This is a genomic window from Acidisoma cellulosilyticum, from assembly GCF_020621385.1.
Lineage (GTDB): Bacteria > Pseudomonadota > Alphaproteobacteria > Acetobacterales > Acetobacteraceae > Acidisoma > Acidisoma cellulosilyticum.
Window position 1 is genome coordinate 502,076 of sequence record NZ_JAESVA010000005.1, and the last position, 21,478, is coordinate 523,553.

The window sequence follows — 21,478 nt, forward strand, 5'->3', positions numbered from 1 at the left end:
CCCATCGGACGGCTAGTTCTTGCTGGCCGGCAGACCCTTGACCTTCGCGCCCGGCACGGCCTGTCCCGGCTTGCCGCGCGCGACCTGGGATTTCACCTCCGCCACCAGTTCCCCGCATTTATGCGGATCGCCGACGCCCAGATCGATCGTCGGCAGGATGGCGAGCGGGGCGGCCAGGAAGCCGAGGGCGACCGCGATGCCGCTGCGCGCCACGAGCGGCTTGATGCCGATGCCGATGGAGGGTTTGCCGAATGTGCCGCCGATTTCGATCGGTGCCGGCAGATTGCCGACGCTGAAATGCTTGGACCGCGTTTCGATCTCGAATTTGAGCGCTTCGGTCGCCAGATTGGCGGTGCCGCTGCCGCCGATCAGCGCCTCCCCCGTATCGACCAGCATGGCGCGGGTGGTGACAAGGCCATGGTTAAGCGCGAAATCGGTGATCATGCAGTCGACATTGGTTTGGCTGGGCACGCCGAGGGCGGACAGAATCGCCTTGCCGAATTCCAGACCGGAGAGGTCGATCAGCAAGGCGCTGAGATTGCCGCCGGCCATATACAGGGCGAGGCCGCCATTGCCGTCGCCGAGCAGGGTCGCGACCGAATTGCCGGTCCCGTCGATGGTCGCCCGGCCGCCGATGGCGCCGGCCCCTTTAAAGGCATGGGTCGAGGCCATGATGCGCGACAGATCGACATTGTCGAAATGCACATCGGCTTTCAGCGCGACCCGGCTTTCGGACGCCGGCGCGACCGAGATATCGCCCTGAACCCGACCTTTGCCGATGGTGAGGATGATCGGATGCAAGGTAATGGCGCCGTCGACCAGATCCATGGTCACGATCAGGCTGTCCAGGGGAATGGAGCGGCCTTCGATATGATGTCCGTCATAGGTCAGATGGATATTGGCGGCGTTCAGCTTGGGCAGATTGATGGGCGTCGTCGGCAGAATTCTGCCGCTCGCGGCCGCCGGCCTCGCGGTCTTGGCCGTGCCGCTGCCCGGTTTCCCGCCTAGAAAGCCAGCAAGATCCGCGAGATCGACATTGCGGGACGCGAGCGCCATCGTCACGTCGGGCTTCTTGGCCTGTGGCTGCTCGGTGATAGTGCCTTCGACATCGGTATGGCCGACGACGCCGCGGAAATTGTCGAAGCGGATGCGCTGGGTCGCCGTCTCGTAATTCAATTTGCCGCTGATCTTATAGGGCGGCGTATCGGGGATCGGGATGCTGGTCAGATGATAGAGATCGGCCATATTCGCGCCCGACAGGACAAGGTCCAGGTCGGTGCCGGCGAAGGCGAGCGGGTCCTGGATGGTGCCGGCGAGCGACACATGGGTCAGGCCATTGGCGATCTTCAGGGATAGCGGAAAGGGCTTCGTCGCGTCCGTCACGGTCAGCAGCGCGCCGGTCACCAGCGAAGCGGTGATGGGCTGGCCGGTATAGGTGCCTTTCGCCTCGGCTGAGAGTTCGGTCGTCTGGCCCTGGGCGGCAACGACGCCTTCGGCGGGTTTCGTCTCCAGATTGGCCGTGAAATCGGTGCGCATTTTCGCGATCTGGGCGTGGATCTGGCCGTTTTCGATGGTCAGATCGCCCAGCTTGGGCGCCGGGCTCGGCTTCTGGCCGGGCTTGGGCGGGGCCGCCTTCTTCATCGCCAGCGTATAGTTGTTGCGGCCGTCGGGCAGGCCGCGCACCTCCATCTGCGGACCGTTCACGTCGATCAGCGGCACGGAAATGATGCGGTCATGGATATAGGCCATTACATCGAGATCGATGCCCAGATGGGCGATGCGGGCCAGGGGCGGGACGTCACCTGGGAAGTCTTTCGGGTTCGCGACGACGACGTCATCGGCCACAATCCGCGTCGTGCGGCCGAGCTTCACATGCAGGTGTGCGATGGTGACAGGACGGCCGATTTGCGCCGATGCCTGGGATTCGACGATGGGAATGAACCAGTCCCAGTTCCAGAACAGGATCACCAGCACGATGACGAGGACCGGAAGCCCAAGAAACAAGCCAAGTTTCGTGCCGCCGCGTCGCGTCATGCCGTTTTCCCCCTGATTTGCATCAAGTTGGGACGCGCGCGGGAAATGTCACCGGGTCTTCTGCCCTGGGCCAGGGCGGGCTAGGCTTCGTCCCCAAGCCATCGTCCCAGAAAGAGTCGAAGGATCGTCCGATGATCAAGTTCTACTACAACATGGCCCCCAACCCCATGAAGGTGGCGCTGTTCCTGGAGGAATCCGGGCTGGACTACGAGGCGATCCCGGTCGATACGCGGCGCGGCGACCAGCATCAGCCGGGCTATGCGGCGCTGAACCCCAATAGCAAGGTGCCGACCATTCAGGATGACGGCGTGACCGTCTTCGACAGCAACGCCATCCTGCTCTATCTCGCGGAAAAGACCGGCAAATTCCTGCCAGCACCCGGTCTGGCGGCGCGGGCCGAACTGCTCTCCTGGCTGATGTTCGTCGCGACCGGCGTGGGGCCCTATTCCGGCCAGTCCGTCCATTTCCGCCATTTCGCGCCCGAGCCGAAGGAGTACCCGGTGGAGCGCTATGTCTTCGAGGCGAAGCGCCATTACGGCATTATCGATGCGAGGCTGGCCGATCGGCCCTTCATGCTGGGCGAGACCTATACCATCGTCGACATGGCGCTTTGGGGCTGGGCGCGGATGGTGCCCTTCGTCATCGCCGAGAATGCCTGGGAATTTCTTCCTAACTTGAAGCGCTTCATGGATGCGATGGCCGAGCGTCCGGCGGTGCAGCGCGCGATGGCGCTGAAGGATCGCCATAGCTTCAAGACCGAGACGGATGCGGAAGCGCGCAGTCATCTGTTTCGCCATATCCAGCCTGCCTGACCCGATACGCCGGAGAGAATGATGAAAAACGGAATAAGCCGCGACTTTCAGCAGCCCGGCCGGTCGGTCGCGGTCGGCGCCAGCGGTATGGCGGCGACCTCGCATCCGGCGGCGACGCTGGCCGCCGTCGATGTGCTGCGCGAAGGCGGCAATGCCATGGACGCGGCGATCGCGGCGGCGGCCGTGCAGGCGGTGGTGGAACCGGCCATGACCGGCATCGGCGGCGATTGCTTCGTGCTTTGGGCGCCCAAGGGCAGCGCCCGTGTCACCGCCTTCAACGGCGCCGGCCGGTCGCCCAACGCCATTTCTGCGGCAACGCTTCGCGGCCAGGGCCTGGCCTCGATCCCGGATCGCTCGCCCCATGCCGTCACGGTGCCGGGCGCGATCGACGCCTGGTGCCGGCTTTCGGCCGATCACGGCAAGCTGCCGCTCGGCCGGCTGTTTGAACCCGCCATCGCCTATGCTGAGCAGGGTTTCGCCATCACGCCGCGCGTCGCCCATGACTGGGCGGAGACCGAGCCGCTGCTGCGCAGCCGCCCGACCACGGCAGCCACCTATCTGATCGACGGGCGCGCGCCGATGCCGGGCGAGCAGTTGAAACTGCCGGCGCTGGGCCGGACGCTGCGCGCCATCGCGCATGGTGGGGCCGACGCTTTCTATGAAGGCCCGATCGCGGCGGAGATGGTGTCCGTCCTGCGCGCCGAAGGCGGCTTTCATACCCTGGCGGATTTCGACGATGCCGGCGGCCGCTATGTGACGCCGATCTCATCCCAGTTCCGGCAGTACAAGGTCCATGAATGCCCGCCGCCCGGCCAAGGCATCATCGCCCTGCTGATCCTCAATATCCTGTCGCATTTTCCGGGTTCCGGCGATCCGATGGACCCGGCGCGACTGCATATCGAGATCGAGGCCGCGCGCCTGGCCTATGCCGTGCGCGGCGCCATTCTGGCCGAGAATTCGCCCGCCACCGGCCGGCACATCCTGTCGCCGGAATTCGCGGCCGGCCTCGCCGCGCTGATCAGCCCGGAAAAGGCGATGACCGATCTGCCGTCCTTCGCGGGACCCGAGCATAAGGACACCGTCTATCTCACCGTCGTCGACCGCGACCGCAATGTGGTGAGCTTCATCAATTCGGTCTTCGAAAGCTTCGGCAGCGGCATCCTGGCACCCGACAGCGGCGTGCTGCTGCATAACCGGGGCATGTGCTTCACGCTGGAGGAGGGGCACGCGAATACGCTCGGCCCCCGCCGTCAGCCGATGCATACGATCATCCCGGCGATCATGACCGAGGGCGACCGCGTGGCGATGAGCTTCGGCGTCATGGGCGGGCATTTCCAGGCCATGGGCCAGGCGCATCTCGTCTCCAAGGTCGTGGATTTCGGCATGGATCTGCAAACTGCCATGGCGCTGCCGCGCCTGTTTCCGGTGCCGGGACACGATTATGTGGAGGCCGAGGCCCCGCTGCCGGCCTTCGCGCGTGACGGTCTGACGGCGCTCGGCCACAAGATCGTGACCACGGATGACCCGATCGGCGGCGCCCAGGCGATCTGGCTGGACTGGGAAAAAGGCGCGCTTTACGGCGGGTCAGAGCCGCGCAAGGACGGTTTTGCACTCGGCTATTGAGGCCCGGACGGCAGTCGCCCTGGGCTGCCGTCATCCCCGCGGGCGTTGACAGGAACCCTGCCCGCGTGATCGGGGATGCGCCATGCGATTAGTTCTTTCGACCGTATTCACGGCGCTTCTTATTCTGCTGGCGGCTTTGCCCGTTTTGCCCGCTGCCGCCCAGGGGACAGCGAAGACCGCCGCTGTTCAGGCGCCAGCTGTCGGGGCGCCGGCCGCCGTAGCCCCTGCAGGGCTGAGTGCGGCCGAGGCGCATCAGCTGCTCTCGGTATTGCAGAGCCCGCAACAGCGGACGCAGCTCATCAATACGCTGCAGAGCCTGGAGAAGGTGCTGCCCGCGACGGCGACGCCCGCGACGGCCGACAGCACGGCAAAGCCGGCTACCACCACGGCCGCCGCGACACCTGCTGCGACACCGGCCGCAACGCCCGCGAAACCAGCGGTCGCGCTGAAGCCCAATAGCCTGGGTGCCGACCTGATCGACCAGGCCGACAGCATCCTCAGCGAACTCGATACCTCGGTCATCGTGACCTTGACCAAGATCACCCAATATCGCGCGGTCGGTGACTGGGTGACCGAGACGGTCAGCGACCCGATCATCCTGCAGATCATCCTGTCGGCGGTCTGGCGTCTGGCGGTGGTGCTGCTGATCGCTTTCGCCTGCGAATATGGCGTCTGGCATTTCACCGCGCCGCTTTACGAGCGGTTGGGCCGGAACTCCCGCGCGGCTGACGCGAAGGCCAAGGCCGAGGTTGCGCAAACGCCGGGTCTGCCGCCGCCGTCTGCCGATGGCGGCGCGGAGAGCGCGGAGGAGGTCTCGGAAGGCGCCGAAGGTACCGAGGATGAAAGTGCGGCCCGCGCGATCGCCGCGCAGGAAGCGGCATTGGCCGAGCCCGAGCCCGCCTCATCGTCGCTTCCGGCCCCTGTTCCGGCTGGGCGCCGCAACCGGTTGCGGCCTTTGCAGGGCGGCTGGCCGCTGCTGCGGCGTCTGCCTTTCATTCTGGGGGCGATGGCGGTGGATGCGCTACCCGCAATCGCCTTCCTGGCGGCGGCCACGCTGTTGCTCGCGTCACCGCTGGTCAGCGACATCCTGATGCGGCTGATGATCGAGGCCGTGGTCAACGCCTATGTTCTTTGCCGTCTGCTGCTGGTCGCGGCGCGGGGCACGTTCTGTGCGCCCAGCAGCAAGCTCAGGCTGCTCCATATTTCCGATAGCGGCGCGGCCTTCCTGGCCTTCTGGTGCCGGCGCATCGCGCTCGTCATCGTGCTCGGCTTCACCGTCGTCCAGGTCGGCGGGCTGTCCGGCATGGAACACCGCGTGCAGCACGGCATCGGGCGCGTGTTCGGCCTGATCATCCATCTGATGCTGGTGGTCATGGTGCTGAAGCGGCGGCGCGAGGTGGAGGCCTGGCTGCGCGGTCGGCCGGGCGAGACGCACACCTTCTGGCATAATATGAAAGCCCGCCTGGCCAGCGTCTGGCATTGGCAGGCGATCATCGTGATCATGCTCGGCTGGATCGTCTTCGCGACCGAATTCATGAACCATGTCCAGCATCCGACGCGCCTTATCCTGGGCACGCTCGCGATCCTGGTTCTGTTCCGTGTGCTGCATATCGTGCTGCTCGGCGGGCTTGAGAAAGTCTTTGCGGTCGGTGCCGATTTCTCCGATCCGCGCCGGGCGCTGATGGCCCAGCGGGCGGCGCGCTACCACATGCCGCTGCGTGTCATCATCAACTTCGTCATGATCGTGGGGCTGCTGGTTGTCCTGATGCAGTTCTGGGGTGTGAACATCCTCGACTGGCTGCGTGTCGGCGATCTCGGCACCCGGTTGTTCAGCTCGCTCGGCACCATCGCCGTCACGCTGGTGGTCGCGGTGGTGATCTGGGAAACGCTGAACTTCGTCATGCAGATCTATATGGACGAGCTGTCCCAGCAGGGGTCCTTCGTCCGCGCCGCGCGTATCAGGACGGTGGTGCCGATCCTGCGCAACACCGTGCTGATCACCCTGCTGGCGATCTTCATCCTGACGGTTCTGAGCGAGATCGGCGTCAATATCGCCCCGCTTCTGGCCGGCGCCAGCATCATCGGTGTGGCGCTGGGCTTCGGTTCCCAGAAGCTGGTGCAGGATTTCATCAACGGCATCTTCCTGCTGCTGGAAAATGCCATGCAGGTGGGGGATTGGGTGACGGCCGGCGGCCTTTCCGGCACGGTGGAGAACCTGTCCATCCGCACGCTGCGCCTGCGGGCCAGCGACGGGTCGGTGCATATCATCCCCTTCAGTTCGGTCACGACGGTGACGAATATCAATCGCGGTCTGGGCAATGCCGCGGTCACCGTGACGATTTCCTATGAGGAAGACACCGATCGCGCGGCCGATCTGCTGAAGAAGATCATCCTGGACCTGCGCGCCGAGGAAGCCTTCTCGGCCGGCATGTTGAGCGACTTCCAGTATTGGGGCGTCGATAAGATCGACGGCACCATCGCGACGCTGGCCGGGCAGGTCGTCTGCACCGACAAGGCGCGCTGGGGCGTGCAGCGCGAACTCAACCGGCGCATCAAGCTCGCCTTCCAGGAGGCCGGTATCCGCATCATGCCGCCGGCAACCGTCTCGGCCTTCCAGCATCCGCTGGATGTGCGCGTGGAAATGGCGGAGCGCGCGGGGCCGGACCGGGCGCCGGCCTTGCCCGACATCGAACCGCCCACTAACGAACCGCCGGCAGCGACCGCCGGGCCACCGCCACAGGGATCATAAGCCATGGGTCTGTTTTTCTGGCGTGCGCGCCCCGTTCCGGTGGTCGAACTGCGGGGCATCATCGCCGGGCGCCAGGGCGCTTTGAACATTCAGGGGGCTGGCCCGCTGCTGGAACGCGGCTTCGCGCTGGCCAAGGCCGGTCCGCATAAGCGGCTGATCCTGGCGATCGAAAGCCCCGGCGGGTCGCCCGTGCAATCCGACCTCATCGGCCAATTCATCCGCCGGCGCGCGGATGAAACCGGCGTCCGCGTCATCGCCGTCATCGGCGATGTCGGGGCCTCGGGCGGCTATTGGATTGCCTGCGCGGCGGATGAGATCCGCGCCAATCCGATGAGCATCGTGGGCTCCATCGGCGTCATCGGCGGCGGCTTCGGCGTGCCGCGCCTGCTGGAGAAGCTCGACATCGACCGCCGGGTCTATACGGCCGGCGAGAACAAATCCCGTAATGACCCGTTCAGCCCCGAGAAGCCCGAGGATGTGGCCTTCACCCGGGCGCTGCTGACCGATCTGCATGGGCATTTCAAGGACTGGGTGCGCAGCCGGCGCGGGACCAAACTGACGCGACCGGAGGCCGAGCTGTTCGACGGCAGCTATATGATCGGCTCACGCGCGGCGGAGGCCGGGCTGATCGACAAGCTTGGCGACGTCGACGGGCTGCTGCGGGAAATCGGCGGCGCCAAGGCCCGCGCCGCCTGGCTGAAGCCGAAGCGCAAGACCGGGCTGGTCATGCGTCTTCTCGGCCGTGGCGCCGAGGCGGCGGCGGCCGAGATGGCGGAAGTCTGGCAGGCGCGGGCCGAGTTTCGGAAGCCCTGACCCCGCCTGGCGCGGCGCATTGATCTGCGTCAGGTCTTGGTCTGCGTCGGCCGCTTGCCACCGGCCCAGAGCCTTCATGACGCTATCGCGATCTGCGTGCTAGTCTTGCATCGTCAAGCGCCCGATGGTGAATTCGGGTGGGTTTTGGGGACGGTGAAGACAATGCGCATGGACGCCCTGAGAAAGTCCTGGGATGAGCTGCCTTTGGTCAGCCTGGATGAGATGTTGCGGGGCCGGCTGCCGCTGATCATCGCGCCGCATCCCGATGACGAAAGTCTCGGCTGCGGCGGGCTGATCGCCCAGCTTTGCGCCGCCGGCACGCCGCCGCATGTGGTGATCTTGACGGATGGCTGCCTGTCGCATCCCAATTCACAGACCCATCCGCCGGAAAAACTGCGTCATATGCGGGAGGAGGAAGCGCGCGAGGCGCTGCATATTCTGGGCCTGCCGCATGGCTATACTTGGTTCCTTGGCTATTCCGACCATGAAATGCCGAGTGCCGGACCGGCCTATCAATTCGCCGCCCGCCGCGTCGCCGGCATCTGCGAAAGCCATGGCTGCAACCTTATCATCGCCACCTGGCGGCATGATCCGCATGCCGACCACCTGGCTGCCGCAACGCTCGCCGAGCATGTGGCAGCGCGCGAGGGACTGCCGCTGCTCAGCTATCCGACCAGCGGCTGGGCGCTGCCGGATGAGACGGAGGTGGATGAGCCGCCGGCCCATGGCTATCGGCTGGATATCGGCGACGAGATCACGCTGAAGCAGCAGGCGATCATGACGCATGCCTCGCAATATGGCGGCGTCATCCTGGACTGCCAGGGCCATGCTTCGCCCGAGACCGAGGCGGTGATGGCGGTGATGCGCCGCCCGGTGGAAACCTTCCTGGCATCTTGATTTTTACGAAATCAGAATAATTTCCTAGGATTAGAATCCTAGGAAATTATTCTGTGTCGTTGCGGAACGTCACCTGCCGCCCATCACCTTCATGCGCGGGCGGTGTGGATCGCAGGGTGATTGTGCGGATGGTTTGTTTTTACAACCATCACGAAATAGCGAGACAATATCTGAAGAATTGCGCGGCGAGTTCCGCGATCACAATCACGTCACGTTTCAAACTGTAAACGGCGCCGCCGCAATCTTGCCCGTCTCTTCCGCGAAAGCAGAGAGGAATGAGCATGAATGTGAGGCAATGATGAACGCTCTCGCGACAGGGACCGCCGTCAGACGGCGTCTCGGGCAGCAATGGGCCAAGCTGGCCGTTCTTGCCGGTATCGGTGCGCTGGCGGCGGTCCAGCCATCGGCCGCACAGGGCTATTGGCATGGCGGCGGTGGCCAGGGGCATGGCGGTGGTGGCCATTACCAGGGGCATGGTGGCGGCCAGCCCGGCTGGGGCGGTCATCCGGGCGGCGGATGGGGCGGTCATTCCGGCGGACCGGGATGGGGCCGGCAGGCCTATGGCGGTCCCGGTTGGGGCCATGGCGGCTGGGGTCGCCCCGGTTATGGCCCACCCGGCTGGGGTCATGGCGGCTGGGGTCGGCCAGGCTATGCCGCTCCGCGCTATGCTTATGCCTATCGCGGCCCGGCTTATCGTGGCCCGGCCTATGTCGCTGCCTGGGGCCCCGGCCGAGCCGGGTGGCATGGCTGGGACTGGCACAATTCCTGGGGCGTGGGGCAGCCCTATGCCTGGGGTGCGCGCAGTTGGGCCTGGGACAGCATGATGGTGGGTGTCGCCGCCGGGCTGGTCTTTGCGCCGCCGGTCGTCTTCGCGGCCCCGCCGATCTATGCCGTGCCGCCGCCCGTGGTGCTGGGCCTGCCGGCGATCGCGCCGCCGCCGGTCATGCTGCCGACCATGCCCGTCGTCGCTTCCGCGCCGCCACTGCCGCCGGTCGCCTTGCCGCCGGCGCCGCAAATGCTGATGGCGGCGGCCCCGCCGCCCATCGTCGTGCTGCCGCAGCCGGCGGTCGTCGTGGCCGCCGCGCCGCCGCCGGTCATCTTCGCGCAGCCAGCCTACGCGCTGGGCCTGTGCCCGCCTTCGCTCGCCTTCGTCGCCCCCCGGCCTGAATGGTATTCGCACGGCTATATAACCGGTGGCGCGGTCGTCGGTGGTCTGGCGGTGGCGGCCGTCGGCCTCGCGGTCATCCATCCGCACGGCTATTACGCCGTCCCTTACGGCCATGCCGGATGGGCGCGTCCGGGCTGGGGCGCCCGGCCGGGCTATCGCGGTCAAGGCTGGGGCCGTCCCGGCTATGGCTACGGCCATGCCGGATATGGCTGGGGCCATGGTGGTGGCTGGGGTCACGGCGGCGGCGGTGGCGGATGGCATGGCGGTGGCCATGGCGGCGGCAATCCCTGGCGCCACTAGGGCAGATCCTGGTCAGATGGAACCATCTGGCCGGGTGAAGATGCTCGCGAAAACAATAATCTAGAGCGGCGTCTGTGAGCGTAAGCGAACAGGAAACGCTCTCGTCTCACGTCATTCGCATTTCGCAGAAAAATACAGGACCATCATGAAGACCTCTATGACGCTCCGCGCCGCGGCCCTGGCCCTGGTGCTGATCCCGACGCTCGGCCTCGCACATAGCTTGACCGCTCATGCGGCGACGACAGCCGATGTCAGCAACAGCACCGCCAAGGCGATCGATGACCGTATCGCGGCGTTGAAGGCGCGGCTTGCCATCAACGCGGCCGAAACCCCGGCCTGGGACGCCTTCGCCCAGGCCATGCGCGACAATGCGGCCGCCACGGACGCGGTATTCGCGCAGCGCGCGCAGACCGCGAAGACCATGAACGCGCTGCAAAACATGCAGTCCTACGCACAGGTAGCCCATGCCTATGCCGATAATACGCAGAAGCTCGCCGATGCCTTCGCAACCGTCTACGGCCAGTTGTCAGTGACGCAGAAACAGACGGCCGATACGCTGTTCCGGGAGCAGGCGACGACCACGGCAAAGTAAAACGGCTGGTCCGGGCGGCAAGGGCGGAGAGGACGTGACAGATTAAGGCGTCATCCTCCTCTCGCGCTATGCCGCCGATTTACGCCTGACAGACGGCACCGAAACCCCTATCATCCGGCAGCATGCCAGCCGCAACGCCGGCCGGCGGCAGAAACCCAAGCGACAACGAAGCGACGACTAAAAAGTTGTCAGTCAATAAAAGGGAAATGCCGATGTGGGGTTTGGACGGACGAGTGATTCTGGTGACAGGGGCATCCGGCGGCATCGGTGGTGCGACCGTGCGTCAATTGGTCGCGGCGGGCGCCGAGGTTATCGCAAGCGGCCGCTCGGCGGCGGCTTTGGACAAGCTGGCGACAGAAACGGGCTGCCGCACACTCGCTTTCGATCTTGAATCTGAAGAGAGCATCAAGGGCGCGCTGGACGGGCTCGATCTTTGGGGCGTCGTCAATTGCGGCGGTTTCGGCGGAGAGATCGCAACACCGATGGATACGGATATTGCGGTGTTCGACCGAGTGATGAGCATCAATGCGCGCGGCGCGCTGCTGGTGACGAAATACGCCTCGCAATCCATGATCCGCTTGGGGCAGGGCGGATCGATCGTCAATGTCTCCAGCCAGGCAGCGCTGGTCGCCTTGAAGGGGCATATCTCCTACGGATCATCCAAGGCAGCGCTCGACAACATCACGCGGGTTTCGGCGCTGGAACTGGGCCGCTACAATATTCGCGTCAATAGCGTGAACCCGACGGTGGTGATGACAGAGATGTCGGCCTTCTATTGGGGAAGGCCGGATATCGGTGACCCGTTCCTGGCGCAGATGCCGCTGCATCGTTGGGCGACCGAAGATCAGATCGCATCGCCGATCGTGTTTCTGCTGGGTGAGGGGGCTGCGATGATCACCGGCGTATCCCTGCCGATCGATGGCGGTTTTACGGCCTGTTGAGGCGATGAGCGGGGTCTCTCCCGCTCGATCTACCTCTCGTTGCAGGCGAAACGATTATCTCTCACCCCCGCAAAACGGCTTCGGTAATTTCCTGATCCGCTTCCAGCTTGCGGCGCGGACGCAGACCTTCCTTGGCCAGCGCATCGTGATAGGCGCTGACGGCATCGGACGGCGCGACATCGCCGTCCGCGACCGCGCGCATGAAACGCAGCAGCGTCAAGGGCGATTCGGCCAGGTTGATCTTACGACCGAACAGCGCCAGCCGGGCGCCCGCACGTTCCGCCTGATGCAGCAGCTCGAACGTATCCCGCGTCGTGCCCGCGCCGCCGCCCAGCACGCCGATGACGACGGACGGATCGTAATGCGCGAGTTCCGAGATGGCGCGATGCCCGTTGAAAGGAATCTTCAGGAAGCGCGGGCGTTCTACCTGCGTCAGCCCGGACAGGCAGCGCAGCAGGCAATCATTCATGAAAGCGGGCGATGTCTCCGGCGTCAGCCCGACCGGCGCATTCGGATTGAAGACTTCCAGAAAATAGGTGAAGCCCAAACGAACGGCGTCCTCGCGAAAGGCCGCGAAAGCGTCGAGCGACCGCATATCGGCGTCGAGGTCGTTGTTGAAGGTGATGGAGTATAGACCAAGATCGGTGCCGGTGATCGGGTCGCCTTTCTTGCCGTCCTGTTTGCCATACATGACCTGGGCGATATTGGCCGTGCGATAGGGACGCGACATCTCCTTCGCATAGGACGATCCGCGCACCCCGCCCCAGCAATCCGTCGCGTCATTGCCGCGAATGGCGGGTTTGACGGCGGAACCCTTATAGACGCCCTCCTGTGTCAGCCGTTCCATATTGGATGCCGAGGTCAGCATGATATCGACGACGTCCTGTTTCACGACGGCCGCGATCTGATCCAGATAGTCGCGCCGCGTCTTCCAGCCGATCTGCTCGCCCTGGGTATCGTAAAGTGGGCCGCCGGTGGTGACGCCGGACCCCATATCGCCGTCCTTGGCGTCGGCGATGATGAAATCGCCCCGGCGGTAATTGCCGGACAGAATACGGTTCAGCTTTTTGTCGAGACGGGCCATGAGGGAAACTCCCGGAAACGGATAAGGGACAAGGATGTCAGGTCAGCGGCGCCGCAAAGACGGTTGCGGCATGAAGCGGAACCGAAAGATCGGAAAATTTCGGCTGGCCGAGCACGAGCAGACAGCCGGCCATGAAGGTGTCGCCCAGACCCAAGGTCGTCCGGGGCTGATGCAGATGCGGGCTGGGGCAGGAGACGATATGCCAGCCGCCATGGCTCTCCTCGGGCGGCGGGGCTGAAAATTCGGCACCCAAGGGCAGGCCGTCCGGCAAAGCCAGGCCGCCGGCCGCGGCGCGCGTGCTGGCAAGCAGGCAACCCATCATCAGGGCCTCGCGCTCCTGATCGGGGTCCGCCCGCGTCGCGGTCATGGCCCAGTCATCGGCATGGACGGTGACGCGCGAGACGCTCAGCTTTTCGCCCAGGCAGCGCATGCCTGCGCCCAGATCGCTTGTCTGCGCATCGATCGCGCGGAATTCCGACAGGCTCATGCCGATGGAGGTCATCGCGCCGACCATTTCCCGCAGCGTATGGTCGCGATAGTCGGGCCGCTCATAGCCCGCCAGTTCGACATGGATGATGCCGATACCGGCCGCTTTCCAATCGGCCGCGAGTGTGCGCGCATAGGCGATGCCGGCATCCAGCCGCGCGCCGCCGCCGAGGGAACTGAAGCCGGACAGAATGCCGCTGCCTTGCCCGGCGCAGCCCAGCAGCAGGCGTGACGACAGGCGGGCGAAATCCGCATCCTGCTCCAGATCGAAATCGTGAAAGCGCACGATGATGCGGGAGGAGCGCGGCGGGATGACGCCGCCGATACTGTCATGCGCCGTATATTCGAACACATAGACGCGCGACCGATCCTCGCCGGTGGCGGGCACGTCGGTGGCGCGCACAGGACCGCCTGCCGCCAGCAGCATGTCGGGGTCCAGCACAGCCAATTGTTCGGGCGTGCGATGCTCCAGCGCCAGCAGCGCCGGCGCGCCCAGCCGCGTCAGCAGCCGCGCGGCATGGGCCGGCGTGCCGCCGAGGGCGATACGCATGGGGATATGCGCGTCCAGCCAGGCCGGGCCTTCGTCCCAATCGACGCGCAACTCCCCGCCAATCCCTGCCGCCGCGCGACGCTGCAATTCGGCGCCCAGCGCGCTTGCCTTGTCCGGACCGGCCGCCAGGCGCGCGGCACAGGCGGAATCCAGCCGGGTGAAGGCGTCGACGCAAAGCGACAGCCCGCACAGTGTCCAATTTGCCCGCGCGGCATAGGCGCCCAGCCTTTGGTGGATTGCCGAATAGGCCTCGTGCCAGACGCTTTGCACGTTTTCTTCCCCCCGCGTTGTCGCGGCTTGTGGCGGTCTTTTGATTGGACCGGCTCGTTCTCATGCAACATTTGACGCAAAATGACGCAAGGTCAATTGGAAATATGCGCATTTATGCGATAGGTTGCGCTGCCTTGCCGGCCGCCCTGGCGCGTCTCGCGTCGTCCGGATAGGAGGTGGGGGTCGAAAAGCCAGTCCTGTCAGGGGGAAAGCCGCGTTGTGAGCGAAACGACAGAGGATTTCATGCTGCCGGGCTCACGCCAGCGCAGCCTGGTCGATTTCATCCGGCACAAGGGTCACGTCACGGTCGCCGAACTCACCACCATGTTCGGCGTGTCGCGCGATACCATCCGCCGCGATCTGCAGGTGCTGGAACGCCAGGGCGTGCTGACGCGCACCCATGGCGGCGCGCTGGCGGGCGACGGGCTGGTGGCGCGGGAAACCCGCTTCCAGTCGCGCATGACCGAACAGACCAGTTCGAAACGCCTGATCGGCCGTGCCGCCGCCGGGCTGATCCGCGAGGGCGAGACCTTGATCCTGAACGGCGGGTCCAGCACCTGCGCCTTCGCCGCCGAACTGGGCCGGCTGCGCGATCTGACGATCGTGACCAACAACCTCATGCTGCCGACGCTGGTGCCGCGCAGTGCCGCGCGGTCCATCTATCTTCTCGGCGGCGCCTATTGGGACAATGCGCAGATCACGGTGGGGGCGGTGAAGATCGCGGGTTCGGCCCGCATCAGCGTCGATACGGCGGTGGTGGGCGTCACCGGCATCGATGCCACGGGGCTTTCCATCAGCCGGTTGGAGGAAGCGCAGGTGACGGTCGAGATGATGGACGCGGCGCGGCGCGTCATCGTTGTCGTCGACAGTTCCAAATTCGATGCGCCGGCCTTCGCCCATGTCGCGGATTTTGCGCGCGTGCAATATGTGGTGACGGATCGGGCGCCGCCCGCCGATATCGCCGATGCGATGGCGCAAGCGGGGGTTGAACTCGTGATCGCGAGCGGCTGAGCCGGCCGCTTTGAAGGAATGACTGGCATGGATCGGAGATTGCGGCTCGGCTGCCAGACCTATACCTGGGAAATGCTCGGCGATGCCTATCAGGACGGGCCGGACAAGTTGCTGGAGATGATCGCCGGCGCCGGCTATGCGGGGATTGAGATGACCGATCGGATGATCGGTCATTACAAGGACAGTCCGCAGGCTTTCGCGCGCGCCCTGGCGCAGCAAGGGCTGGTCTTGGTCGCTTATGCCGTCGGCAGCGACAGCGGCTTTACCGAACCCGCGATGCTGTCGGCGGACCTCTCGGCTGCCGAACAGGCCATTGCCTTTGCCGGGTATTTTCCCGGTGCGCTCGTCTGTTTCGGCAGTGCGACGATCCGATCACCAGGCGCGCGGGATGATAAATTCGCCGCCGCCGCCGCTTTCTATAATGCGGCCGGGGAGCTGGGTCGCAGGGCAGGGGTCGGTATCGCGCTGCACCCAAGCTCGCATCACAATACGCTGCTGTTCAATCGCGCTGATTACGACATGATCTTTGCGCGCACGGACCCGATGCTGATCGGCTGGGTGCCCGATACCGGTCATATCCTGCGCGGGCATGAGGATATGCTGGACCTGTTGCGCACCTATAGCGACCGCATCCGCTATCTGCATCTGAAGGATCTCGACGAGGACGGGCAATGGGCGATGCTCGATACCGGGGATTGCGATCTTGACGCGGTTGTCACGACCGTGCGGCGGGCTGAAAATTTCAACGGCTGGCTGGTGATCGAGGAGGAATCGGACCAGGCGGCCCGTGATCCGCTGGCGGCGGTCAAGGCGAACCGTGATAAGATGCGGGAGTTTGGGCTTTAGGCCGGGTTGTGCGCGCGGTAGCGGGTAGGTCCCCGGGACAAGCCCGGGGATGACGAAGCAAGATAAGCGCCTGCCCAATCATCGTCATCCGCGCACTTGTTGCGCGGACCTACCCGATACCGCAGGCGAGACCAGCTCAACTCGCCGTATAGCCGCCATCGACCGGGATGGTGACGCCGTTGATGAGCTGTGCCGCCGGGGAGGCGAGAAAGATCGCCGTGCCCGCCAATTCCTCCGGCTCCGCCCATTCGCCGTTGGGAAGCCGCGCGACGACTTTGGCGTTGAAGTCCGGGTCCTCGCGACCGCGCCGGCTGATTTCCGTCTTGATCCAGCCGGGGGCGATGGCATTGACGCGAATACCGTCGGCGGCAAAGCCGAGCGCCAATGACTTGGTCAGCGACACAACGGCCGTTTTCGCGGCCGAATAGCCCGGCACATGCGCCGCGCCGAAATAGGAATACATCGACGCGATATTGATGATGCAGCCCTTCGTCCGTTTCAAATGCGGCCGAAAGCTGGTCGCCAGGCGCAGATTGCCGACAAGGTGAATGTCCAAAATATCGGCAAAGACCTCGGGCTTATATTCCTCCCACCGCACCAGCTTGCCGGCACAATGGATGAGCACGTCCAGGCGGTCGATCGTCCCGGCCAGTGCTTCGATTGCGGCGCTGTCGCGCACGTCAAGCTGGACATGGCGGATCTCGGGGTCCGGGTCGCTCGGCAAGGTCAGGTCCGCGACGATGACCGACGCGCCATGGTTGAGGAATCCTTGGGCGAAGGCACGGCCGATGCCGCCATTGCCCCCGGAAATGAGCACGGTCTTGCCGGCCACGCTGAAGCTTGGCGTAATCATCATCGACGTTTCCACTTTTCTTATGATTGTGTCAGCGATGAGCGATCACCAGATCGTATAGCCGACATCCGCCAGAACGATCGAACCCATCAGCGCGCTTGCGGCATCCGAGGCCAGGAACAGGATGACGGAGGCGATTTCCTCGGCCGTCACGGCGCGATGGGCCGGCGTATTCTCCATCCAGATCTTGGAGAGTTCAGGCGTCCTTAGCCCGCGACCGGACATGGCGGTATCGACATAGGTCGGCGCCACGCAATTCACCCGCACGCCGCGATCCGCCCATTCCCCCGCCAGCGACCGCGTCATGTGATGCACGGCGGCTTTGGCGGCGTTGTAATGCACCTGCCGCTGCGGCTTGTTGGAAATCACGCCGGACATGGACCCGACGGTGACGATGCTGCCCGCGCCGCGCGCCAGCATATGCCGGCCGAACGCACGGCAGCTCCAATAACAGCCGTTGAGGTTGATATCGATCATCTTCAGCCAGACATCGTCGCCCATTTCCTCGCCCGGCGTATCGGGCCAGGAGATGCCGGCATTCGCGACCAGAATATCGACGCCGCCCGCCTGGTTGAACCGGTCGGCGGCGGCCGTCACCGCGTCCGATTGCGTGACGTCAAGCTCAATGCCCTCGGCGGCAGGGTAAAGGCGCCGCAGGGCCGTCAGCCCCTCGTCCAGAACGGCAGGGTCGCGGTCCGCGATAATCGGCTTCGCCCCGCATTCGGCCAGCGCCATGGCGGATGCCAAGCCGATTCCGCGACCGCCGCCGGTCACGAAAGCGGTCTTGCCGGTGAGGTCGTATTTTTCACGATACATGCGCTTGGCCGTCTTTTATTTAGCGCGAGACTTGCCGCCGATAGCCGCCGAGTCAATCGAAGACGGCGCAAATCTGCATGAGCCGTCCTGCATGAACCTATGGCGCAGTGGCGCCCATCCGTGCAGGATCACGCGGGTTTTTCGGAAAGTCTTGCCATGCCGTCGGTGCAGGATCCCTTACGAGACGGCTGGGCCTGGGCCGAGGCCGGGGAGGCTGTCGCCGTCGCCACGGTGCTGCGCACCTGGGGCAGCGCACCCTCCGCCGCCGGCAGCCATATGGTCGTCAGCGGGTCCGGGCGGATCAGCGGCGCGGTCAGCGGCGGCTGCGTGGAAGGCGCCGTCATCCAGGCAGCGCAGCGCCTTCTGACCGAGGGCGGCACGGAACGGCTGAGTTTCGGCGTCGCGGACGAAGTCGCCTGGTCGGTCGGTCTGGCCTGCGGCGGTCAGATAGACATCTATGTCGCGCCGCTTTGGACCGAGACTCTGCCGGCACTCTTCGCCGCTCAGGATAGACGGGACATTCTTGCCGTCGCGCATCGGCTGGACGGCGGCGGCAATGCGGCGGTCATCCTGCCCGGAGATGCGCTCGCGTCGGCAGCAGCGGAGGCATTGTCGCGTGATGCGCCTGTTCTGCTGCCGGGGGATGAGGGGGAAATCTTCGTCGAGGTCTTCAACCCGGCACCGCGCCTTGTCATCATCGGCGCCGTGCGCATCGCACAATCCCTGGTGCCGATGGCGCGGCTGGCGGGGTTCGAGGTGATCGTCATCGACCCGCGCGAGAGCTTCTGCACGGCAGAGCGCTTCCCTGAGGCAAGGCTGATGCTGGATTGGCCGGACAGCGCCTTGGCGACGCTCGGGCTCGACGCCGCGACAGCCGTGGTGACGCTGACGCATGATCCGAAATTCGACGAGCCTGCCTTGGCGGAAGCGCTCGCGTCGCCGGCTTTCTATGTCGGCGCGCTCGGGTCCCGCCGCACCCATGCGGGGCGGCTGCTCCGGCTGGCGGAGAGTGGTGTCGCGCAGGCCGCGCTGGCACGCATCGACGCGCCGATCGGCCTGGATATCGGCGCCATAGGACCGAACGAAATTGCGGTGTCCATCCTCGCGGGTTTGATCGCGGCGCGGCGGCGGCCGATATCATGCGTTTCGTAAGCCGGCCGCTGGATCAGGCCGAGGGCTGCATGCTCGCCCAGACGGTGCAGGCCGGCTCGCAGCGCTTGCGCAAGGGCGTGGTGCTGACAGGTTTGATGTGTCATTGGCTGGCCGCCGCAGGCTATGCGCAAGTGGCGGTCGCTGAGTTCGGGCCTGAGGATCGGGCCGAAAACCTGGCCGCCCAAATGCTCGCCGCGGCCTTGGCGGGCGAGGGGCTGGTGCATGACGCGCCGGTCAACGGCCGCTGCAATCTGCGCGCGGCGGCGGATGGGCTTTTTCGGCTGGACGCGACACGTCTGGCGCGTCTCAACCTGCTGGACGAAGCCGTCACGCTCGCGACATTGGCGGATCGGCAGCCGGTGAGGGCAGGGGAGGTTGTCGGTACCGTCAAGATCATTCCCCTGGCCGTCGAGGGCAAGCTGTTGCAGCGGGCTCAGCGTATCGCGCGCCAGGGCGTCTGCCGCTTGGCGGCCTATCGCGCGCGGCATTGCGCGCTCATCCTGACGCGGTCGCCCTTGCGAAAAGACGCCGTGCTGCTGAAGACGGTGGCGAGCATGAATGCCCGTATCGCGCTACGCGGTGGGGTGATGCTGCCGCCGCGCTTCTGCGCCCATGAGGCCGAGCCATTGGCCGCCGAAATTGCTGGCGCCCAAGCGGATGGCGCGGATCTGCTGCTGATCGCGGGGGCGTCCGCCGTCGCGGACCGCGAGGATGTCGCGCCGCGCGCCGTGGGTCTGGCCGGCGGGCAGATCCTGCGCTTCGGCATGCCGGTCTTTCCCGGCAATCTCATCTGCCTCGGCCTTGTGGGCGGCGCCGATCTGATCATTCTGCCCGGCTGTGCCGGGACCGACCGGCTGAATGGTGCCGATTGGATTCTGGACAGGTTTTGCAGTGGGGAGCAGGTGACGCCAGAGGATATCGCGCTGATGGGCGTGGGCGGGTTGCTGGACGGTGCGGAAGCCGCGCCGGGTGTTTTGGCACGGACGAAGGCAAGACGATGATCGCGGCGATCGTTCTGGCGGCCGGCCTGTCGCGCCGTATGGGGGCTGCCAATAAGCTGCTGATGCCCTGGCCCTCCGGCGGCACGGTCTTGACGGCGAGCCTGTCGCAGGTGCTGGCGACCGGTGCCGCGCCGGTCATTCTGGTGACAGGGCATGAGCGTGCGGCGGTGGAGCGCGCAACCTTCAACCTTCCGATCAGCTGCGTGCAAGCGCCAGACTATGCGGATGGATTATCCGCCAGCCTGCGCGCGGGCATCGCCGCCGTTCCAGCCGATTGCGAAGGCGCCTTGATCTGTCTGGGCGATATGCCCTTCGTGCCGGCATCCGTCATGCAGGCGATGATGGCGGCTTTCGCCCCGGATAGGGGCCAGAGCATCATCCGCCCGTGTTTCGGCGGGCAGAATGGGAATCCAATCCTATGGGGCCGTGCGCATTTCGCCGCACTCAGCGGTTTGACCGGGGATCGCGGCGCGCGGGATATCCTGGCCGCCCGCACGGACGTGCATCTGGTTACGGTCGACAGCGCCGGCATTCTGGACGATCTGGATACGCCGGAGCAGTTCGCCGCGATCAGCTATCCTGGGTAGAGACCGTGCGCCGGACACCCGCCTGCCGATAGAGCATAAGCGCATCATCGTCGGCGTCGGACACAAGGTCATCGATCTCGCTGCAGGGACAGACGACGGTGCGGCTGACCCAGCCGAGCTTGGTATGATCGGCCAGGACCAGAATGCGCGCGGCATTCTGCGTCATGGCGCGGGCGACCGCGCCTTCGTCCAGATCGTGATAGGTAAAGCCGGCGCTCGCGTCCAACGCGACCGGTGAGAGGATCGCGACATCGACGCGATGGCGGCCGATCTCGGCGATCGTCACATCGCCGTGGGTGGAGGGCACTTCCAATCCCATGCGACCGCCGAGCAGAAGGATCTCGGCATTGCTTTGCGCCGCGCGCAAGGTCATCGCGACTTCCAGGGAATTGGTGATGACCAGGAGATCGGACAAGCGCACCAATTCCGCCGCGAAGGCGGCCGTGGTTGTGCCTGCATCGATGAAGCAACTGCTGCCGGGCTTGATCAGTGCCACGCCCGTGCGCGCGATCTCGCGCTTCGCGTCCATCTGCACGCGTTTGCGTGTCCGAAACGGCCGCTCGGGCGGCGGGTCAGCACGCACGGCGCCGCCATGAACACGGCGCAGCTTGCCGTCACGCTCCAGCAGCAGCAGATCGCGCCGGACCGTCTCTCGTGATACTTGAAGCTCAGCCGCAATCGCATCGGTCTCGACACGGCCGACCGTGCCGATCATCTCCATGATGCGTTGCTGGCGTTCGTCGACCCACATAGCGCGCCCTCGGTCCAGCGCCGAATGATGCCGTGCGTCCCCGGCGGACCGCAAGCGGGTTTGTGTGGTTTTTTGTTTTTTTGTGGATTTGTGGATTTTCCTCTTGGCGGCGGCGAATGTCTGCCGCTAGGATCGCGCATGA

The 21,478-nt window shown here is 65.2% G+C and carries 19 protein-coding genes; 13 read left to right on the top strand and 6 right to left on the bottom strand.

Features of this window, described 5'->3' with window-relative positions; all coding sequences use genetic code 11:
* Positions 1 to 12 precede the first annotated feature (12 nt).
* Positions 13 to 2,034 (bottom strand): AsmA family protein, encoded by a 2,022-nt coding sequence (locus ACELLULO517_RS17300; RefSeq protein ID WP_227308652.1) that lies wholly within the window; start codon positions 2,032 to 2,034, stop codon positions 13 to 15.
* A gap of 131 nt (positions 2,035 to 2,165) precedes the next feature.
* Here ACELLULO517_RS17300 and ACELLULO517_RS17305 point away from each other — a divergent pair, with 131 nt between their 5' ends.
* The 8 genes from ACELLULO517_RS17305 to ACELLULO517_RS17340 all read left to right on the top strand — a co-directional run bounded on the left by ACELLULO517_RS17305 (position 2,166) and on the right by ACELLULO517_RS17340 (position 11,929).
* Entirely contained in the window at positions 2,166 to 2,846 is a 681-nt protein-coding gene (locus tag ACELLULO517_RS17305) for a glutathione S-transferase family protein (RefSeq protein WP_227308653.1), read from the top strand.
* 21 nt (positions 2,847 to 2,867) lie between these two features.
* Positions 2,868 to 4,469, top strand: a complete 1,602-nt coding sequence (locus ACELLULO517_RS17310) for a gamma-glutamyltransferase family protein (protein ID WP_227308654.1) — start codon at positions 2,868 to 2,870, stop codon at positions 4,467 to 4,469.
* A gap of 82 nt (positions 4,470 to 4,551) precedes the next feature.
* Positions 4,552 to 7,218, top strand: coding sequence for a mechanosensitive ion channel family protein (locus ACELLULO517_RS17315; RefSeq protein ID WP_227308655.1), 2,667 nt, complete (start codon positions 4,552 to 4,554; stop codon positions 7,216 to 7,218).
* 3 nt (positions 7,219 to 7,221) lie between these two features.
* Entirely contained in the window at positions 7,222 to 8,031 is an 810-nt protein-coding gene (locus ACELLULO517_RS17320) for a S49 family peptidase (RefSeq protein ID WP_227308656.1), read from the top strand.
* 168 nt (positions 8,032 to 8,199) lie between these two features.
* Entirely contained in the window at positions 8,200 to 8,928 is a 729-nt protein-coding gene (locus ACELLULO517_RS17325) for a PIG-L deacetylase family protein (RefSeq protein WP_227308657.1), read from the top strand.
* 295 nt (positions 8,929 to 9,223) lie between these two features.
* A complete protein-coding gene (locus ACELLULO517_RS17330) occupies positions 9,224 to 10,396 on the top strand; it encodes a hypothetical protein (protein ID WP_227308658.1) in 1,173 nt (390 codons plus the stop codon).
* A 157-nt stretch (positions 10,397 to 10,553) separates the two neighbouring features.
* Positions 10,554 to 10,988: a Spy/CpxP family protein refolding chaperone gene (locus ACELLULO517_RS17335; protein ID WP_227308659.1), complete on the top strand. Its 435-nt coding sequence runs from the start codon at positions 10,554 to 10,556 to the stop codon at positions 10,986 to 10,988.
* Between the two features lie 212 nt (positions 10,989 to 11,200).
* Complete coding sequence (locus ACELLULO517_RS17340; protein WP_227308660.1) at positions 11,201 to 11,929, top strand: SDR family oxidoreductase; 729 nt, start codon at positions 11,201 to 11,203, stop codon at positions 11,927 to 11,929.
* Between the two features lie 61 nt (positions 11,930 to 11,990).
* Here ACELLULO517_RS17340 and ACELLULO517_RS17345 read toward each other — a convergent pair whose 3' ends face one another.
* Positions 11,991 to 13,013: a hypothetical protein gene (locus ACELLULO517_RS17345; RefSeq protein WP_227308661.1), complete on the bottom strand. Its 1,023-nt coding sequence runs from the start codon at positions 13,011 to 13,013 to the stop codon at positions 11,991 to 11,993.
* A gap of 37 nt (positions 13,014 to 13,050) precedes the next feature.
* Positions 13,051 to 14,319, bottom strand: coding sequence for an ADP-dependent glucokinase/phosphofructokinase (locus tag ACELLULO517_RS17350; protein WP_227308662.1), 1,269 nt, complete (start codon positions 14,317 to 14,319; stop codon positions 13,051 to 13,053).
* Between the two features lie 219 nt (positions 14,320 to 14,538).
* Between ACELLULO517_RS17350 and ACELLULO517_RS17355 the strand changes: the two genes are divergently transcribed.
* Together ACELLULO517_RS17355 and ACELLULO517_RS17360 are read left to right on the top strand one after the other, a co-directional pair.
* Positions 14,539 to 15,330: a DeoR/GlpR family DNA-binding transcription regulator gene (locus ACELLULO517_RS17355; protein ID WP_227308663.1), complete on the top strand. Its 792-nt coding sequence runs from the start codon at positions 14,539 to 14,541 to the stop codon at positions 15,328 to 15,330.
* 27 nt (positions 15,331 to 15,357) lie between these two features.
* Positions 15,358 to 16,176: a sugar phosphate isomerase/epimerase family protein gene (locus ACELLULO517_RS17360; protein WP_227308664.1), complete on the top strand. Its 819-nt coding sequence runs from the start codon at positions 15,358 to 15,360 to the stop codon at positions 16,174 to 16,176.
* 136 nt (positions 16,177 to 16,312) lie between these two features.
* Here the strand turns inward: ACELLULO517_RS17360 and ACELLULO517_RS17365 are convergent, their stop codons facing one another.
* Together ACELLULO517_RS17365 and ACELLULO517_RS17370 are read right to left on the bottom strand one after the other, a co-directional pair.
* A complete protein-coding gene (locus ACELLULO517_RS17365; protein WP_227308665.1) occupies positions 16,313 to 17,032 on the bottom strand; it encodes an SDR family NAD(P)-dependent oxidoreductase in 720 nt (239 codons plus the stop codon).
* Positions 17,033 to 17,074: 42 nt separating this feature from the next.
* The gene (locus tag ACELLULO517_RS17370; RefSeq protein ID WP_227308666.1) at positions 17,075 to 17,845 is read right to left on the bottom strand and encodes an SDR family NAD(P)-dependent oxidoreductase; all 771 of its coding nucleotides are present in this window, start codon (positions 17,843 to 17,845) and stop codon (positions 17,075 to 17,077) included.
* Positions 17,846 to 18,001: 156 nt separating this feature from the next.
* Here ACELLULO517_RS17370 and ACELLULO517_RS17375 point away from each other — a divergent pair, with 156 nt between their 5' ends.
* Genes ACELLULO517_RS17375 through ACELLULO517_RS17385 form a run of 3 tightly spaced genes read left to right on the top strand, consistent with a single transcriptional unit; the run spans position 18,002 to position 20,585 of the window.
* Positions 18,002 to 18,997 (top strand): XdhC family protein, encoded by a 996-nt coding sequence (locus tag ACELLULO517_RS17375; RefSeq protein WP_227308667.1) that lies wholly within the window; start codon positions 18,002 to 18,004, stop codon positions 18,995 to 18,997.
* Positions 18,985 to 19,998, top strand: a complete 1,014-nt coding sequence (locus tag ACELLULO517_RS17380) for a molybdopterin-binding domain-containing protein (protein ID WP_227308668.1) — start codon at positions 18,985 to 18,987, stop codon at positions 19,996 to 19,998. The genes ACELLULO517_RS17375 and ACELLULO517_RS17380 overlap by 13 nt, the downstream gene beginning before the upstream one ends.
* The gene (locus ACELLULO517_RS17385) at positions 19,995 to 20,585 is read left to right on the top strand and encodes a nucleotidyltransferase family protein (RefSeq protein ID WP_227308669.1); all 591 of its coding nucleotides are present in this window, start codon (positions 19,995 to 19,997) and stop codon (positions 20,583 to 20,585) included. The genes ACELLULO517_RS17380 and ACELLULO517_RS17385 overlap by 4 nt, the downstream gene beginning before the upstream one ends.
* Here ACELLULO517_RS17385 and ACELLULO517_RS17390 read toward each other — a convergent pair.
* The gene (locus ACELLULO517_RS17390) at positions 20,569 to 21,336 is read right to left on the bottom strand and encodes a DeoR/GlpR family DNA-binding transcription regulator (RefSeq protein WP_227308670.1); all 768 of its coding nucleotides are present in this window, start codon (positions 21,334 to 21,336) and stop codon (positions 20,569 to 20,571) included. The two genes, ACELLULO517_RS17385 and ACELLULO517_RS17390, sit on opposite strands and share 17 nt — an antisense overlap.
* Positions 21,337 to 21,478: the final 142 nt, after the last annotated feature.